The organism is Clostridium sp. D46t1_190503_E9, assembly GCF_015555225.1.
GTDB lineage: Bacteria > Bacillota > Clostridia > Clostridiales > Clostridiaceae > Clostridium.
In genome coordinates this window covers 78,958-95,549 of record NZ_JADNKB010000011.1, presented here as the reverse complement: position 1 = coordinate 95,549, position 16,592 = coordinate 78,958, and the positions used below count along the sequence as shown (strand labels likewise).

Sequence of the window (16,592 nt, the reverse complement as noted above, 5' to 3'; positions counted from 1 at the left end):
TATGTTAAGAGTTAAAGAATATAGTTTTTGGTTTGTAACAGGAAGTCAAGATTTGTATGGCGAAGAAACATTAAAGCAAGTTGCTGTAGATTCTCAAAAAATTGTAGAAGGATTAAATGAAGTTGATAGCATTAAATACAATATAATTTATAAGCCAACAGTTAGAAATGCTAAGGAAATATATGATGTTTGCTTAGCAGCAAATAATGATGAAAATTGTGCAGGAATAATTACATGGATGCATACATTTTCACCAGCTAAAATGTGGATTAGAGGTTTATCAATCTTAAATAAACCACAACTTCACTTCCACACACAATTTAACAGAGATATACCATGGGATACTATGGATATGGATTTTATGAATTTGAATCAATCTGCACATGGAGATAGAGAATTTGGATTTATAAATGCGAGAATGGGAAACAAGAGAAAGGTTATAGTTGGACATTGGCAAGATGAAGAAGTTCATAAAGATATAAATAAGTGGATGTCTGTTGCTGCTGCATTTGTTGAAGGCCAAAATATAAAAATAGCAAGATTTGATGATAATATGAGAAATGTTGCTGTAACTGAAGGGGATAAGGTTGAAGCTGCAATAAAACTTGGATGGACTTGTGATGCCTTTGGGATTGGTGATTTAGTTGAGGAAATAGAAAAGGTTACTTCTAATGAAGTAGAAGAATTAATTAAGATTTATGAAGAAAAATATGATTTTTGTGAAGAAGGAAAAATAGAAGGCAGTGTTAGAAATGCTATAAAATATCAAGCTAAGGTTGAAGTTGCATTAAGAAGATTCCTAGAAAAAGGCGATTATACAGCGTTTACTACTAACTTCCAAGTACTACATGGAATGGAACAATTACCTGGACTTGCAGTACAAAGACTCATGGAAGATGGATATGGATTTGGAGGAGAAGGGGACTGGAAAACTGCTGGATTAGTAAGGTTAATGAAGATAATGTCAAATAATATTGGAACATCATTTATGGAAGACTATACTTATCATTTTGAGCCAGGAAATGAAATGATATTAGGTGCTCATATGCTAGAAGTTTGTCCAACGGTTGCTGCAAACAAGCCAAGAATAGATGTAAAACCTTTATCAATTGGAGATAAAAATGATCCAGCTAGACTTATATTTAGTGGCCAATCAGGAAAAGCTGTATGTGCTTCATTAATAGATTTAGGCGGAAGAATGAGATTAATAATAAATGAAGTAAATGCTAAGGAAGTAGAAAAAGATTTACCAAACCTTCCTGTTGCAAGAGTTTTATGGACTCCAGAGCCATCATTAAAAGTTGGAGCTGAAGCCTGGATACTAGCTGGTGGAGCTCATCATACTTCATTTTCATATGTAGTTGATGCAGAATCATTATGTTATCTTGCAGATATGTATGGCTTAGAAGCAGTTGTAATAGGAGAAAATACTAATATAAGAGATTTCTCAAATGAATTGAAATGGAATAGCATTTATTGGATGTTAAATAAATAATGAATTGATGTTGAAACAATTCAAAATCAAGGTGAATTTAAAGTTAATGTAAAAACTAAGATTAATATAAATATAAAAATATACGATTCAAGAAAGGGTAACTAAAAGGTGAGGAAATGGCTAAATATATAATAAATACTGACAAAAAGATTTCAAAAATAAATAAGGAGATATATGGACATTTTTCTGAGCATTTAGGAAGATGCATTTATGAAGGAATATATGTTGGAGAAAACTCTGATATACCTAATACAAATGGTATGAGAACAGATGTTGTACAAGCTTTAAAAGAAATGAAAATACCAGTTTTAAGATGGCCGGGTGGTTGTTTTGCAGATGAGTATCACTGGAAGGACGGAATTGGGCCAAAAGAAAAAAGAAAAAAACTTATAAATACTCACTGGGGTGGAACAATTGAAGACAATAGTTTTGGAACACATGAATTTATGGAGCTATGTAGGCAACTTGAATGTGAACCCTATATAAATGGAAATTTAGGTAGTGGTACAGTTCAAGAAATGTCAGAATGGATAGAATACCTAACTTTTAATGGTGTATCTCCAATGGCTGATATTAGAAAAGAAAATGGACATGAGGAAGCTTGGAAGGTTAAATATTTTGGAGTAGGAAATGAAAATTGGGGTTGCGGTGGAAATATGACGCCAGATTTCTATGCAAATATGTATAGAAGATATCAAACTTATTGTAGAAATTATCCTGGAAACAAATTATATAAAATAGCTTGTGGTCCAAATGACAATAATTATAATTGGACAGAAGAGGTAATGAAAATAGCTGGCAATTTTATGGATGGTTTAAGTTTGCATTATTATACTTTCCCTGGAGGATGGTCTGATAAAGGTAGCGCTAGAGAATTTGATAATGAAACCTGGTATAAAACATTGAAAAAAACTCTTAAAATAGATGAGTTTATAAAAAATCATATAAATATAATGAATAAATACGATAAAGAAGAACGAGTTGGTTTAATTGTAGATGAATGGGGGAGTTGGTATGATGTTGAACCAGGAACTAATCCAGGATTTTTATATCAACAAAATACAATGAGAGATGCCCTTATTGCTGGTATTAACTTAAATATTTTCAACAAAAATTCAAAAAGAGTAAAAATGGCTAATATAGCTCAACTTGTAAATGTACTACAATCTGTTATTTTAACAGAAGGCGAAAATATGGTATTAACACCAACATATCACGTCTTTAATATGTATAAAGATCATCAAGAAGCAACTCTTTTAGAAAGTTATATTGAAACTAAAGAAATAGGATTAGAAGAAGATAATTTAGTACCTAATTTACATGAATCAGCTTCAATAGATAAAGATGGCAGAATAATATTTACTATTAATAACTTATCCATAACTGATGATTATAAAGTGGAAACAGAATTATTAGGTAAAAAACCTACAAATATTACTGCAAATATATTAACTAATGAAATGACAGCTTGCAATACATTTGAAAATCCAAATGTAGTTAATGTTGAAGAATTTAATAATTTTATAGTAACAGAAAAAGGATTAAACTTCACAATTCCAAAATGTAGCGTTATGAGATTTATTATTGAATAATATGAGTAAAACATTTTGCAGACGATGTCTTATGGATGAAGTTTTAAGTAAAGAAGAATATGTTCATATGAAAGAATATATTTCTGCAATAGATGATTATATTAAGGCTAGCGAAGAAGAGTATAAAAGAAGATTAAATATATGCAAAGAATGTGATTCATTAATAAATGGAATGTGTAAATTGTGCGGATGTTTCGTTGAAATTAGAGCTGCTGTTAAAAAGAATTATTGTCCTAACAAAAATAAATATTGGTAAAATAGTAGGCTTGTAAAAATATGAAATAGGCAAAGTAGAGATATTTTAGAAATAAAAAATAATATCAATTTAAGTACTAAAAGTATAAGAATTGATATTATTTTTTATATTAAAAACTATTAAAAGTTGAGAGGTTAATATATGAGTAAAATAAAGTTGTTAAATGGAATATTTAAAGAATCAGAAAGTAAGGGAAAGGAATACTTACTTTATTTAGATGTTGATAGATTGTTAGCACCATGTTATGAAGCAATTGGATTAGAGCCTAAAAATAAAAGATATGGTGGTTGGGAAGAAAGAGAAATAAGCGGTCATTCACTTGGTCATTATCTTTCAGCACTATCATATATGTATGTAGCAACGGAAGATGAAAAAATTAAAAGAAAGTTAGATTATGCAATAGATGAGCTAGGATATTTACAAGATATAGAAAAGAGTGGATATGTAAGTGGTTTTAAGAAAGATTGCTTTGATAAGGTTTTTAGTAAGAATTTTAATGTAACAAGATTTGATTTAGGTGGCAGTTGGGTTCCGTGGTATAGTATCCATAAAATTTATGCAGGTCTTTTAGATTCATATAAGCTAACAAATAATAAAAAAGCCTTAGATATATTAATAAAGTTATCAAATTGGGCAAAAAAAGGATTGGACAATTTAACAGAAGAAGAATTTGATAAAATGCTTTATTGTGAGCATGGCGGAATGTGCGAAGTTATGGGAGAGTTATATGAAATAACTAAAAATGAGGATTACTTAAAATTAGCAATAAGATTTATAGATAAGGAAATTATATATCCTCTCATAGATGAAAAAGATGAACTTGAAGGTAAACATGCTAATACTCAAATACCTAAAATTCTTGGAATTGCAAAGCTTTATGATATTACAAAAGAAGAAAAATATAGAAAAGCTAGTGAATATTTTTGGAATATAGTTACAAGTAAAAGGTCATATGTTATTGGAGGAAATAGCATAGATGAACATTTTGGAAAAATAGGAAGTGAAACTTTAGGGGTTACAACAGCTGAAACTTGTAACACTTACAATATGTTAAAACTTACAGAATATTTATATAAGTGGAATCATGACACTAAATATATGGATTATTATGAAAAAGCATTATATAATCATATACTTGCATCACAAGATCCAATAAGTGGAATGAAAACATACTTTGTATCAACAAAACCAGGCCATTTTAAGGTTTATTGTTCACCAGATAACTCCTTTTGGTGTTGTACAGGAACTGGCATGGAAAACCCAGGTAAGTATACAGGGAATATATATTACGTAGATGATAATAACGTATATATAAATTTATTTGTTGCTTCTAACATAGAATTAGAAGATAAAAATGTAAAAATAAAGCAAATTACAGATTTTCCGAAAGAAGAAAAAACAAAGATTATAATAGAAGAAACAAATGATTTAATGTATGAAATAAAAATAAGAATTCCTTATTGGTTAAATGGAGATATTAAAGTTTCTCTTAATAATGATGAAATAAATTATAAAAAAGAGGAAGGATACATTTCTATAAGTAAGCTATGGAAAAAAGGTGATGTTTTAAATATTAATTTAAATATGAATTTGCACATTTATACATCAAGAGAAGATAAAAATAAAATTTGCTTTATGTATGGACCATTAGTTTTAGCAGGAACATTTGGTAGAGAAAATTTCCCAGAAACTGATATATTAGAAGATCACTTAAAATTGAATCACTATAAATGTATAGATGTACCTATGATAATAAGTGAAGATAATAAGCTTCTGGAAAATATTACGAAAATAGAAGATCAAAGCTTAGAGTTTAAACTAAATTTTAATAATGGAAATATCAATAATTTTGTGAAATTAAAGCCATTTTATGATATTCACCATGAAAGATATAGTATTTACTTTACTAAAATGACTAAAAGTGAATATGAAAACAAAGGATTATTTAGCTATAATGAATTATTAGAAAGTATAACTATAGATAAAATTAATTTTAACGAGCAGCAAATGGAAATAGAACATAAACTAAGTACTAAAAATTCAATTTCAGGTTATTCTTTAGAATATAGCATGGGATATAGAGAAGCACTAGATAAGGGACATTTTAGCTTTTTATTAGAAGCAGGATTAGAAGATGAGCTATATTTATATTTAAATAAATTAAATCAAGATAAAACGTCATTTGATATTTATTTAGAAGATAAATTGTTAGAAAAAGAAATTATTGAAAATGAAGAAAAGAATGGTGTATCATATTACCTTTACCATATTCCAAAGGAGATTATAAAAGAAAAAATAGAAATAAAAATAAAAGCAAGAGGAAATTTATCAACGGGAAAGATATTTTCAGCCAGACTAGTAAATAAAAAACGTGAGCTAAGGGGGATTTTATGAGTAAATTCGTAAAAAAGTGTACTTCAGCAGTAGTTCTTACAGGAGTTATATTAAGTAGTGTAGCGTGTACTTCAAAGGATGAGAAAGTTGATATAACTTTCCAAAATGTTTCCGTTCATGACCCAGCAGTTATAAAGGTTGATGATACATTTTATATAACTGGATCCCATATGGCTGAGGCTAAATCAACAGACTTAATAAATTGGACAAGTATTTCGGATTCTGTTAAAAACCAAAAGTTATTTGAGAATATAAAAGTAGAATTAAAGGAAGCATTAGACTGGGGAAAAACTACGACTTTTTGGGCTAGTGATTGGATAAAATTAAATGATGGGAATTATTATTTGTATTATTGTGTATGTGAAGGTTCTTCGCCTCAAGGAGCTATAGGATATGCAGTAGCAGATAGTATAGATGGACCATTTAAAAATTTAGGGCTGTTAGTTAAATCCAGTGGAAAAGATGAGTTAAAATATATAGACGAAAATGAAGAAGAAAAAATATATGATGCAAATATTAACCCAAATGCAATAGATCCTGCTCTTTTTTATGATGAAGATGGGAGGCTTTGGATGATGTATGGTTCATATTCAGGAGGGATTTATATATTAGAGATGAATCCTGATAATGGATCAATATTAGGTGGACAAGGAACTTATGGAAAGAAGATATTAGGAGGGTACCACTCTGAAATTGAAGCATCATATGTTACTTATAATAAAGAAAAAGGATATTATTATTTATTTTTATCTTTTGGTGGACTAACATCGGATTCTGGATATAATATGAGAGTAGCTAGAGCTAAAAATCCAGATGGACCATATTACGATGCTATGGGAAATGATATGATTGATTGTAAAGGAGTAAGTGGAAAGGCTTTAGCAGCTCAAAATCAATATATAATGAATTATGGCAATAAGCTATTTGGAAATTTTAGATATCCCATAAGTGAGAATATTAATGATGAATCTTTAGATCCATCAGATTTGGGATATGTATCACCAGGACATAATTCTGTTTATTATGATGAAGAAACAGGAAGATATTTTTTAATATTCCACACAAGATTTCCAGATACGGGAGAATCATATCAAGTTAGAGTTCATCAAATGTATTTAAATGAAGACGATTGGTTTGTAGTTTCTCCATATAGATATATAGGTGAAAGTATTGGTGAGTATAAAGAAAAAGAAATTCTTGGAGAATATAGTTTTATAAATCATGGAAGAGAAATATTTGATTTAGTTAGGGAATTTGTAAATATAAAATTAAACAAAGATGGAACAATAACTGGAGATATTGAAGGTACTTTTAAATTTAAAGACGGAAATAAAATAGATATAAATATAGATGGAGAAATATATAAAGGTGTATTTGTTGAGCAATATGACATAAATAATAAATCATATACTATGACTTTCACCGTAATGGGAAGTAATAATGGTATAGCTTTATGGGGAGTAAAAAAGTAATTTTAATGATATTATACAAAAGTATATAATAAAAGTGCATAAAGGTATTAATAATAGATATTATTTTATATTTTGTTAAAATAATATCTATTTTTATTTTTCTAAGGTAATAAAATGGAAATAAGCATAGATAAATCTAAATATATTACAGCGGAATTTTATTTACTCTAGAAAAACCTAAAATTATTTTAGATTTATCTAAAATAATTTATTGACTATTATAACAAAAAATAGTATATTATAAATGTAAGATTTAGTAAAAATTAATCAAGGGGGAGAGAGTTTATAATACACTTAATTGTAAACGATATTACGAGTATGGAGGAAAAGTTATGGGAAATGATGTCTACAATAATCCAATTGTAATTCAAAGAGCAGATCCATGTATATATAGGCATACAGATGGTTATTATTATTTTACAGCTTCAGTACCTTCATTTGATTATATAGAACTTAGAAGAGCCAAAAAAATAAATGATCTTCAAGATGCAGAAGCTATTACAGTATGGAAAAAGCATGAATGTGGAGAAATGAGCCAATTAATTTGGGCTCCAGAAATTCATTATATCAATAAGAAATGGTATATATATTTTGCAGCTGCTCCTGATAAGAATATTACAGGAAAAACATTTAATCATAGGATGTATGTAATTGAATGTGAAAGCGAAAATCCCTTAAAGGGTAAATGGATAGAAAAAGGAAGAATTAATACAGGTTGGGATTCATTTTCGTTAGATGCTACCACTTTTTCACATAATGGTAAATTATATTATGTGTGGGCTCAAGAAGATTGTGAAGCAGAATCTAAATCAAATTCTAATATCTATATAGCTGAAATGGAAAATCCATGGACTTTAAAAAGTAAAGCTGTTTTATTATCTAAGCCAGAATATGGTTGGGAAACAAAATTATATTGGGTAAATGAGGGACCAGCAGTTATTAAAAAGAATGGTAAGATATTTATGACATATTCGGCAAGTGCTACAGATGAAAATTACTGTATGGGAATGCTAACAGCAGATGAAAATAGCAATTTATTAGATAAAAATTCATGGAAAAAGTCAAAAAATCCTGTTTTTAAATCATCTTATGAAAATAGGCAATATGGACCAGGACATAATAGTTTTACAACATCAGAAGATGGAAAATTAGATTTATTAATTTATCATTCTAGAAATTACTTAGAATTAAAGGGAGATCCTTTATCAGACCCAAATAGACATGCGAGAATTGAAATTATTCATTGGAATGATGATGGAACACCTAACTTTGGAATTCCATCAAAGGATAGTAAAGAATTTGAAGTTTAAACCTTAAATTTAGTTTAAGCTTTGAGGTATAAAAGAATAATTATGTGGGAGGATTATTTATGTTAAAAAGGTCAAAAAGATTTTTTGCTATGATTGCTACAGCTGTTATGTTAGTTGGATGTGGTAGTGGTGCTAATGATGAAGGTGCTAAAACTGCTGACGGAAAAAAAGAAATAACTTGGATGTGTTATGGACAACCTCAAGAAACAGAAGTTTATGAGCAAGTTATAAAGAAATTCGAAGAAAAGTATCCAGATGTTAAAGTTAAACTTGTTTCAACTACTCAAGATCAATATGGTCAAAAAATACAAGCAGCTATGGCTTCTAATACTATGGCGGATGTTGTTTATATGGGACCTGGAGATGTAAAGGCATGGGTTAATTCTGGAAAAATGCTCAATTTAGATGAGTATATAGAAAAAGCAGAATCTGACGGAATTATTAAGCTAGATGATGTTTGGGATCTTGCATTAAAGAAATATAAATATAATGGAGAAGTAATCGGAGAAGGCAGTTTATATGCAATGCCAAAAGATGTAGGACCATTTGGATTTGGGTATAACAAGACATTATTTGAGAAGTTAGGGATTCCATTACCAGACAAAGAAAAACCATATACATGGGAAGAATTCATGGATGTTTGTAAAAAGCTTACTAATGATACAGGTGGAGATGATTCTTCATGGGGTACTGGTTTAAATATTAACTGGTCACTTCAACCTTTTGTATATAGTAATGGAGCTGATTGGATAAACGAAGATGCTACTAAAGTTACAGTAACAGATACAAAGTTTGTTGAAGCATTACAATACTTTGCAGATCAAACATTAAAATATAAAATTACACCATCTGCAGAACAAGCACAAACTTTAGATACTTATCAAAGATGGTTAAAAGGTCAGTTAGGTTTCTTTGCTGTTGCTCCATGGGATATAGCAGCATTTGAAGATCTTCCATTTGAATATGATATAATTCCTTGGCCAGCAGGTTCTACAGGTCAAACAGCAAGTTGGCTAGGCTCAGTTGGATTTGCGGTTTCAGCAAATACTAAATATCCTCAAGAAGCAGTTAACTTAGCAATTTTCTTATCTACAGATGTAGATGCAAATAAGATGGTTGCAGATAAACAAATACAAGTTCCTAATATAAAATCATTAGCTAAGGACTACTACTTAAATACAGATAATAACCCTCACAATAAGCAAGTATTTATTAATTTAATAGAAAAGTACGGTAAGCCACTACCAGGAGAAAGAACTTATAATGCTGAATGGTATAATAAATTTTTTGAAGGTATTCAAGATGTATTAGATGGAAAAATTTCAGCTAAAGATTACTGTGAAAAAGTTCAACCGGAAATGCAAGCTCTTTTAGATAAGGCTATAGAAAAGGAATCTAAAGAAAAGGCTAAGAATTAATAGTTTTATATAGGTGTTAGGGTCATCCCTAACACTTATATTGAATATGTGGGAGGAAAGGCATGGAATTAAAGGCTAAATCAAAATTTAAATCAGGTTATTATGCAAAAGAAAGAAGAGAAGGATATTTATTTGTTCTTGCACCTGTATTACAATTTTTCCTATTTGCATTTGTACCGTTACTTTTTTCACTTTATGCTGGATTTACAGACTGGACATCAATAGGGAAAGCTGAATTTATAGGATTACAAAATTTCAAAGAAATATTTGCAGATACAAACTTCTGGAAATCTATATGGAATACTTTATTTATGATGATAGGGATACCGATAGGACTTGTATTATCTTTATTATTAGCTCTTGCAATGAATAGAGATATTCCAGGAAGAAATACTTTTAGAGTGCTTTATTATATTCCTGTTATATCATCTATTGCAGCAGTATCCATATTGTGGAGATGGGTTTATAATGGGGATTATGGATTATTAAATCAGGTATTAAGTGTATTTGGAATAGATGGACCTAATTGGTTAAATAATGAGGCTACAGTTAAACCTGCTATTATGGCTATGACGATATGGAAGGGTTTAGGTATGTCAATGTTATTATATCTAGCTGGATTACAAAGTATCCCTAAAGATTTAAAAGAAGCCGCAGAAATAGATGGTGCCAATACTTTTCAAGTTTTTAAATATATAACGATTCCAACTTTAAGACCTGTTACCTTTTATTTAATTATTACTGGTATAATAGGAGGCTCTCAAATGTTTATTGAACCTTCAATTATGGTTGATAATGGTGGAGTTAACTATAGTGCAGCAACAGTTGTTTATTACTTATGGGATAAGGCGTTTAAGAATTATCAAATGGGTTATGCTTGTGCAGTAGGTTGGATATTAGCTATCTTTATATTTATAATAACTTTAATCCAATTTAAATATAAAGGCGACGAAGTATTTGGAGAGTAGGAGGTGAGATAAATGCTAAATATTGAAAAAACTATGGTTACAAAGAAAAAGTCAAAACAAACAAAAAGTCTTGGACGAAAAAAACAGCATAAATTAGTTAATTTTATTTTATTTTTAGCTCTTTTAGCAGGATCACTAGTGATGATAATTCCTTTACTTTGGATGTTATCAACATCAGTAAAAAATAAATTAGAAGTATTTGCAATGCCACCAGTATGGATACCGACAGAAATAAACTGGGGTAAATACTCAGAAATATGGACAAAAGGACCTTTACTAAGCGGATTGAAAAACAGCTTAATAGTATGTGTACTAGTAACTACTATAGGTACATTTACATCAAGTTTAGCAGCATTTTCATTTGCTAAATTAAGATATCCTCATAAAAATACAATTTTCTTAGCGTTGCTTGGAACCATGATGATTCCTTTTGCTATAATTATGATACCGCAATTTATAATATTCTCTAAAATAGGATGGGTTGACACATTAAAACCATTAATAATTCCTGGTCTATTTGGTAATGTTAGTATGATATTTTTCTTGAGACAATACATGCAGGGGATACCAACTGATTTTATTGAAGCGGCAAGATTAGAAGGCTGCTCATTCTTTAAAATATATTATAAAATAATATTACCATTATCTGGACCAGCAATTTCAGCTCAAGTTATTTTATGGTTTATGGGAATATGGAATGATTATTTAGCACCTTCTATATATATAAATACACCTGAAAGAATGACTATACAAACGGTTATACAATCATTTAATGCAACATATGCAATACAAACAGATTTTCCTTTAATTATGGCAGCATCAATTATGTCAATGTTACCAATAATAATAGTATTTGTAATTTTCCAAAAGTGGATTATTGAATCTATTGCTATTACAGGTATTAAAGGATAATATTGAAATATAATTATAAAAAGAATAAATCAATAAATATAAAAGTATTAGTAAGCTTTGATATAATCTCATTATAGTGGTATTAAGATAATAATCTATAAATGAGAAAATTCAATATTTACTAATACTTTTTTTAGTAATTTTAATTATTATACAAATCCTTAGTTATATATAACACGAACGTGAATTCCTTGATTATAATTTCCAAAGTCTTTTCCAAAGATAGTTAATCCACCTATATGTTTAGCATTTTCAGGCACAGATATCTTTAAAGAAATATCACTTCTATAACTCAAATTTAAATCTTCTAATGTTATATCTGATAATTTTAATCCATCTATAAAAGTACCATATTGATTTATTGATAGCAATTTTAAAAGTCCATATTGGTTCCAATTTGGAAACCACCAAGAAGGTGTAAGAAGCCCTTTGCTATCTCCAAAGTCTCCAGGACTAGTCCATGAGCCAAGATTTATATCATTTATAGAAAAATTGATATCCGATGGCCAATCATTACATATACCAGGAGCTTCTGAACTTATTTCCATGGATAGTTGAATCTCTGAAACTCTTTGGTTTGGCTTCAAATAATTTGGGATTTTATATTCTATAAACCCCTTAGTAAACCAAAGTATAGAGGCATTTATTCTTTCTGGATCAGCAAAATAATTTGGATTATCAACTTCACCAATTAATTTGTCTTTAGTTGCAATGCCGCATGTAGGCTCTATTTCATAAGAAGAATAATGACCTATTGCTAAATCTAAATCGTAAGAATTTTCAGGATTATCTAATTCCATGTCAACTATAATTTTAGTCTCATGTAAAGAACAAATCTTTTGCAATCCATGCTTAGCAGTTAAATTATTAGTGACAATAAGACCGCATTCTTCTAATTTTTTTATATGCATAGTTAAAGCACCATTTGTTAAATTAAGTTTTTCAGATAATTCATTTATATTTAGTTGTTTATATTCAGAAAGTAAATTCAATATATCTATTCTTACTTCTGAGCTTAAAGCTTTAAAAATTGAAATTCCGTCTTTTAAATCTTTTATATGTATCATCTGTAGTACTTCTTTTTAGAGAATATAATTCTCTAAAAAAACTCCTTTCTTTTATTAAATATATTCATTATACTTTCTTTGTTTTAGTATTATTTTATATTTATTTAAAACAATACTAAATTTATTTTAAATATTTATTTTCTATAAAGAAAAATACATGCTTCATATTTTTTATTATTAAAAATGAACTAATGCTTACAATAAATAATGTTATTATCGATTTAGAATTAATTAAAATAAATGTACTTAATAATATAATAACTAAATTTACTATTGAAGTAAAAGGATTTTTTATCAAAAGATAAAATGAGAGTTTTAGCGTATCTAGAGTATTAATATTGTATTTAGATATAATTATTAATGAGTATGACATTAAAATTATATCAACAGTTAACATAATAAATAGTGGGATGATTAAAAATAGAAACTTACTATTAATAAGACATAATTTGAGATCAAATATTATTACAAAAGCTGTAATTAATAAAGGTATCCATAGCTTTAAAGAAATAAGAAAATTCTTTTTGTAACAATAAAAAAATTCTTTTGTTATAGATAAATTATCATCAGATATTATTTTATTAATGAAAGCACATAATGCAACTAATGCTGGTCCAGATAATATAGAGGCTATCAAGAATATAAGTATATTATAAAATCTTATTTCAAATAAATAAACTGATAGGATTAGCAAAATATTGCATATTGAAAAATAAATACTTGATAGAAAAAACAAATGTATATAGTTGAATAATTTACTAATTTTATTTTCGTTAGAATTAGAATAGTCAATCATTGAATATCACCTCTAAAATATACTTGTATATGTATATTTTATCATTATATTTTAAAAAAGTCTAAAATATTTTATTTATATTTAAATATATTTATTCTGGATTTTTATATAGTTTTACTTTATAAGTGAATACTTTAAGAGTTATTTATTATATTTGTTCAAATCTTTTAAATTAAAATGAAATATTAAATTTAATATTTTTAACTCTATTTACTAATACTATTTTATATAATTAGATTTTATTTAATTTTTCAAATGTGCAAAATAAATAAAAAAATCATATAAAGTTTCTAACCTTAAAAATTAGTTATATAATAAATAAATATTAAAAGTATCTAGGAGGTCAAAAATGAATATAGATAGTAAGATAAAAATGAATACTGGCACTGAAATTTATCAATTTGGATTAGGGGTTTGGCAAAGTGGTCCTGAAACTAAAGAAGCTGTTCTTGATGCATTAAAAGCAGGATATAGGCATATTGATACTGCAGCAGCATATAAAAATGAAGAAGCTGTAGGAGAAGCGATAAGAGAAAGTGGAATTCCAAGAGAAGAGTTGTTTATAACAACAAAGCTATGGAATCAAGATATGAGAGATCATAAAGTAATGGAAGCTTTTGAATTAAGTTTAAAGAAACTTGGCTTAGATTATGTAGATTTATACTTAATACATTGGCCAGTTAAAAATGAATATATTTCATCATATAAAGTAATGGAAGAAATTTATAAAAGTGGCAGAGCAAAAGCTATTGGAGTATCAAATTTTAAAACTCATCATCTTCAAGATTTATTAGATAATACAGAAATTGTTCCAGCAGTAAATCAAATGGAGTTTAATCCTCAAATGCAAGACAATGATATTTTAGAAATGTGTAGAGAAAAAGGGATTGTATTTGAAGCTTGGTCACCACTTGGCTCAGGAGCTTGCCTTGATGATAAAGGAATAATAGAAATAGGTGAAAAATATAACAAATCTGCAGCTCAAGTTATTATTAGATGGTTATTACAAAAAGGAATAGTAGTATTCCCTAAATCAGTGCATGAATCAAGAATAAAAGAAAACGCAGATGTATTTGATTTTAACTTAACAAATGAAGATATGAAATTAATAGATGGAATGAATAGAAATTTAAGAACAGGGGCTGATCCAGACAATTTTGATTTTTAATAGAAAAAGTAAATTTTAATTTAGATACTTAATAAAATAGAAATGTAAATAAGAAAAAGAGTATGAAATTATATATATTTTACACTCTTTTCTTTTTATATTTACCTTAGAATATAAAGTTTAATATATAGGTAAAGATAATGATTGAAAGATAATTAAAAGAAAAAAGTAATAAATATTAATATATTTTGACAATCTTCTAAACTATTGATAAAGTTAAGAGGCACATAATTTAATGAAAGAGGTACTAGTTATGGAAAAGAGTTTTGAAAATCTAAAAATAAATGAAAAAATAATTAGTGGATTAAATGCTATGGGAATAAATGAACCCACTGAAATACAAGAAAAAATTATTCCATTGGCCCTAGAAAAAGTTAATTTAATTGGACAATCAGAGACAGGTACAGGAAAAACCCTAGCATATCTTTTACCTATAATTGAAAACATAGATATAAGCAAAAAAGAAATGCAATGTATAATATTAGCACCAACTCATGAATTAGCTATTCAAATAAATAATACTATAAATGAAGTAAAAAAGGCATCAGGTTTAGAAATTACCTCTACACCTTTAATTGGAAGTGCTAATATAAAAAGACAAATAGATAATTTAAAAGCAAAACCACATATTTTAGTAGGATCATCAGGAAGAATTCTAGAATTAATAAGAAAAAAGAAAGTAACTGCTCATACAATAAAAACTATTGTAATTGATGAAGTAGATAAGCTTTTAGATAAAAATAATCTTCCAACTGTAAAAGATATAATAAAGGTTACACCAAAGCTAACTCAAGTTATGATGTTTTCAGCTACATTAAATGGTAAAACTTTAGATATTGCTAAAACTTTAGCAGAAGACATAAAAGTAGTTTCAGTTAAGAATAACAAAGTTAATGAGAATATAAATCATAATTACATAAAGACTGATAGTAGAAAGAAAGTTGAAACTTTAAGAAAACTTTTAAATGCCTTAAAATCTCCAAAGGTTTTAGTATTTAATAATGATAGCTATACAACTAACACTGCTGTTGAATATTTGACATTTAATAATGTTAAAGTAGCAGCTATTGGTGGAAATGGAAAGATGGAAGATAGAAAAAGAGCTTTAGAGAACTTTAGAAAAGGTAAAATTAATGTTTTAATTGCTTCTGATATAGCAGCTAGAGGTTTAGATATAAAAGGAATAACTCATGTTGTTAATTTTGATATCCCAGAAGATTCTAAAGACTATCTACATAGAGCAGGTAGAGTTGGAAGAGCAGGAGAAACTGGTGAAGTAATTTCTTTAGTTGATGATAAAGAAGAAAAAATAATTAAAATGCATGAAAAGAGTTTTAAAATAAACATTCCAGAAAGAATTCTTTATAGAGGAAATATAGAATAGTAATTACTTAATTAAGGGGCTGCCGCATAAAGCAAGCTAATGCAAAATGAAGAATGTGAAATTTTGTATTTTCAATTGTGCGGCTGCTCTTTTTTATTTATTAACTAAATATAAGCAATATCAATATTATGATATAACACATCAAAATTTTATGTTGACTATTCATGTATATATGCTAAAATAAATATTAATTTAAATAAAGATACATTAAATACCTTCGTATAACCCTAATAATATGGTTTAGGGGTTTCTACCAAGAGCCAAAAATTCTTGATTACGAAGAAATCATTTTATTTGTGATTTCTTCGTAATCAAGAATTTTTTTATATCTAAATATATTTAAATTAATAATATATTGTT

The 16,592-nt window shown here is 27.9% G+C and carries 12 protein-coding genes and 1 riboswitch; of the genes, 11 read left to right on the top strand and 1 reads right to left on the bottom strand.

Translation table 11 applies throughout. The features are described 5' to 3' along the window. The first annotated feature begins 1 nt into the window (after position 1). The 9 genes from araA (at position 2) to I2E83_RS13370 (ending at position 11,817) form a co-directional block, all read left to right on the top strand. Positions 2-1,495, top strand: coding sequence for an L-arabinose isomerase (gene araA / locus I2E83_RS13410; RefSeq protein ID WP_195265725.1), 1,494 nt, complete (start codon positions 2-4; stop codon positions 1,493-1,495). Between the two features lie 116 nt (positions 1,496-1,611). Then, positions 1,612-3,087: an alpha-N-arabinofuranosidase gene (locus I2E83_RS13405; RefSeq protein WP_195265723.1), complete on the top strand. Its 1,476-nt coding sequence runs from the start codon at positions 1,612-1,614 to the stop codon at positions 3,085-3,087. A 1-nt stretch (position 3,088) separates the two neighbouring features. Next, positions 3,089-3,343, top strand: a complete 255-nt coding sequence (locus I2E83_RS13400) for a DUF6171 family protein (protein WP_195265721.1) — start codon at positions 3,089-3,091, stop codon at positions 3,341-3,343. A gap of 141 nt (positions 3,344-3,484) precedes the next feature. Next, positions 3,485-5,737: a glycoside hydrolase family 127 protein gene (locus I2E83_RS13395; protein WP_195430344.1), complete on the top strand. Its 2,253-nt coding sequence runs from the start codon at positions 3,485-3,487 to the stop codon at positions 5,735-5,737. Further along, positions 5,734-7,209, top strand: coding sequence for a glycoside hydrolase family 43 protein (locus tag I2E83_RS13390; RefSeq protein WP_195430342.1), 1,476 nt, complete (start codon positions 5,734-5,736; stop codon positions 7,207-7,209). Before I2E83_RS13395 ends, I2E83_RS13390 begins: the two co-directional genes overlap by 4 nt. 332 nt (positions 7,210-7,541) lie before the next feature. Then, positions 7,542-8,519, top strand: a complete 978-nt coding sequence (locus I2E83_RS13385; protein ID WP_195430340.1) for a family 43 glycosylhydrolase — start codon at positions 7,542-7,544, stop codon at positions 8,517-8,519. Positions 8,520-8,578: 59 nt separating this feature from the next. Continuing rightward, positions 8,579-9,937, top strand: coding sequence for a sugar ABC transporter substrate-binding protein (locus tag I2E83_RS13380; protein WP_195430338.1), 1,359 nt, complete (start codon positions 8,579-8,581; stop codon positions 9,935-9,937). Positions 9,938-9,999: 62 nt separating this feature from the next. Next, a complete protein-coding gene (locus I2E83_RS13375) occupies positions 10,000-10,905 on the top strand; it encodes a sugar ABC transporter permease (RefSeq protein WP_195430337.1) in 906 nt (301 codons plus the stop codon). A gap of 12 nt (positions 10,906-10,917) precedes the next feature. Next, positions 10,918-11,817, top strand: coding sequence for a carbohydrate ABC transporter permease (locus tag I2E83_RS13370; RefSeq protein WP_243249644.1), 900 nt, complete (start codon positions 10,918-10,920; stop codon positions 11,815-11,817). 161 nt (positions 11,818-11,978) lie between these two features. On the opposite strand, the gene I2E83_RS13365 is transcribed toward I2E83_RS13370, so the two are convergent. Next, on the bottom strand, positions 11,979-12,884 hold the full coding sequence (locus I2E83_RS13365; protein ID WP_195430336.1) for an ArsR family transcriptional regulator: 906 nt from the start codon (positions 12,882-12,884) through the stop codon (positions 11,979-11,981). Positions 12,885-14,029: 1,145 nt separating this feature from the next. On the opposite strand from I2E83_RS13365, the gene I2E83_RS13355 reads away from it, so the two are divergent. Then, positions 14,030-14,848, top strand: coding sequence for an aldo/keto reductase (locus tag I2E83_RS13355; RefSeq protein WP_195265717.1), 819 nt, complete (start codon positions 14,030-14,032; stop codon positions 14,846-14,848). A gap of 253 nt (positions 14,849-15,101) precedes the next feature. Then, the gene (locus tag I2E83_RS13350; RefSeq protein ID WP_195265713.1) at positions 15,102-16,232 is read left to right on the top strand and encodes a DEAD/DEAH box helicase; all 1,131 of its coding nucleotides are present in this window, start codon (positions 15,102-15,104) and stop codon (positions 16,230-16,232) included. Positions 16,233-16,429: 197 nt separating this feature from the next. After that, positions 16,430-16,529: riboswitch (purine riboswitch) on the top strand. The last annotated feature ends 63 nt before the right edge of the window (positions 16,530-16,592 follow it).

Bases quoted from the DNA above. Each gene is read 5' to 3' on its own strand.
- araA (WP_195265725.1), top strand. From the start codon at position 2: ATGTTAAGAGTTAAAGAATATAGTTTTTGGTTTGTAACAGGAAGTCAA.
- I2E83_RS13405 (WP_195265723.1), top strand. From the start codon at position 1,612: ATGGCTAAATATATAATAAATACTGACAAAAAGATTTCAAAAATAAAT.
- I2E83_RS13400 (WP_195265721.1), top strand. From the start codon at position 3,089: ATGAGTAAAACATTTTGCAGACGATGTCTTATGGATGAAGTTTTAAGT.
- I2E83_RS13395 (WP_195430344.1), top strand. From the start codon at position 3,485: ATGAGTAAAATAAAGTTGTTAAATGGAATATTTAAAGAATCAGAAAGT.
- I2E83_RS13390 (WP_195430342.1), top strand. From the start codon at position 5,734: ATGAGTAAATTCGTAAAAAAGTGTACTTCAGCAGTAGTTCTTACAGGA.
- I2E83_RS13385 (WP_195430340.1), top strand. From the start codon at position 7,542: ATGGGAAATGATGTCTACAATAATCCAATTGTAATTCAAAGAGCAGAT.
- I2E83_RS13380 (WP_195430338.1), top strand. From the start codon at position 8,579: ATGTTAAAAAGGTCAAAAAGATTTTTTGCTATGATTGCTACAGCTGTT.
- I2E83_RS13375 (WP_195430337.1), top strand. From the start codon at position 10,000: ATGGAATTAAAGGCTAAATCAAAATTTAAATCAGGTTATTATGCAAAA.
- I2E83_RS13370 (WP_243249644.1), top strand. From the start codon at position 10,918: ATGCTAAATATTGAAAAAACTATGGTTACAAAGAAAAAGTCAAAACAA.
- I2E83_RS13365 (WP_195430336.1), bottom strand. From the start codon at position 12,884: ATGATACATATAAAAGATTTAAAAGACGGAATTTCAATTTTTAAAGCT.
- I2E83_RS13355 (WP_195265717.1), top strand. From the start codon at position 14,030: ATGAATATAGATAGTAAGATAAAAATGAATACTGGCACTGAAATTTAT.
- I2E83_RS13350 (WP_195265713.1), top strand. From the start codon at position 15,102: ATGGAAAAGAGTTTTGAAAATCTAAAAATAAATGAAAAAATAATTAGT.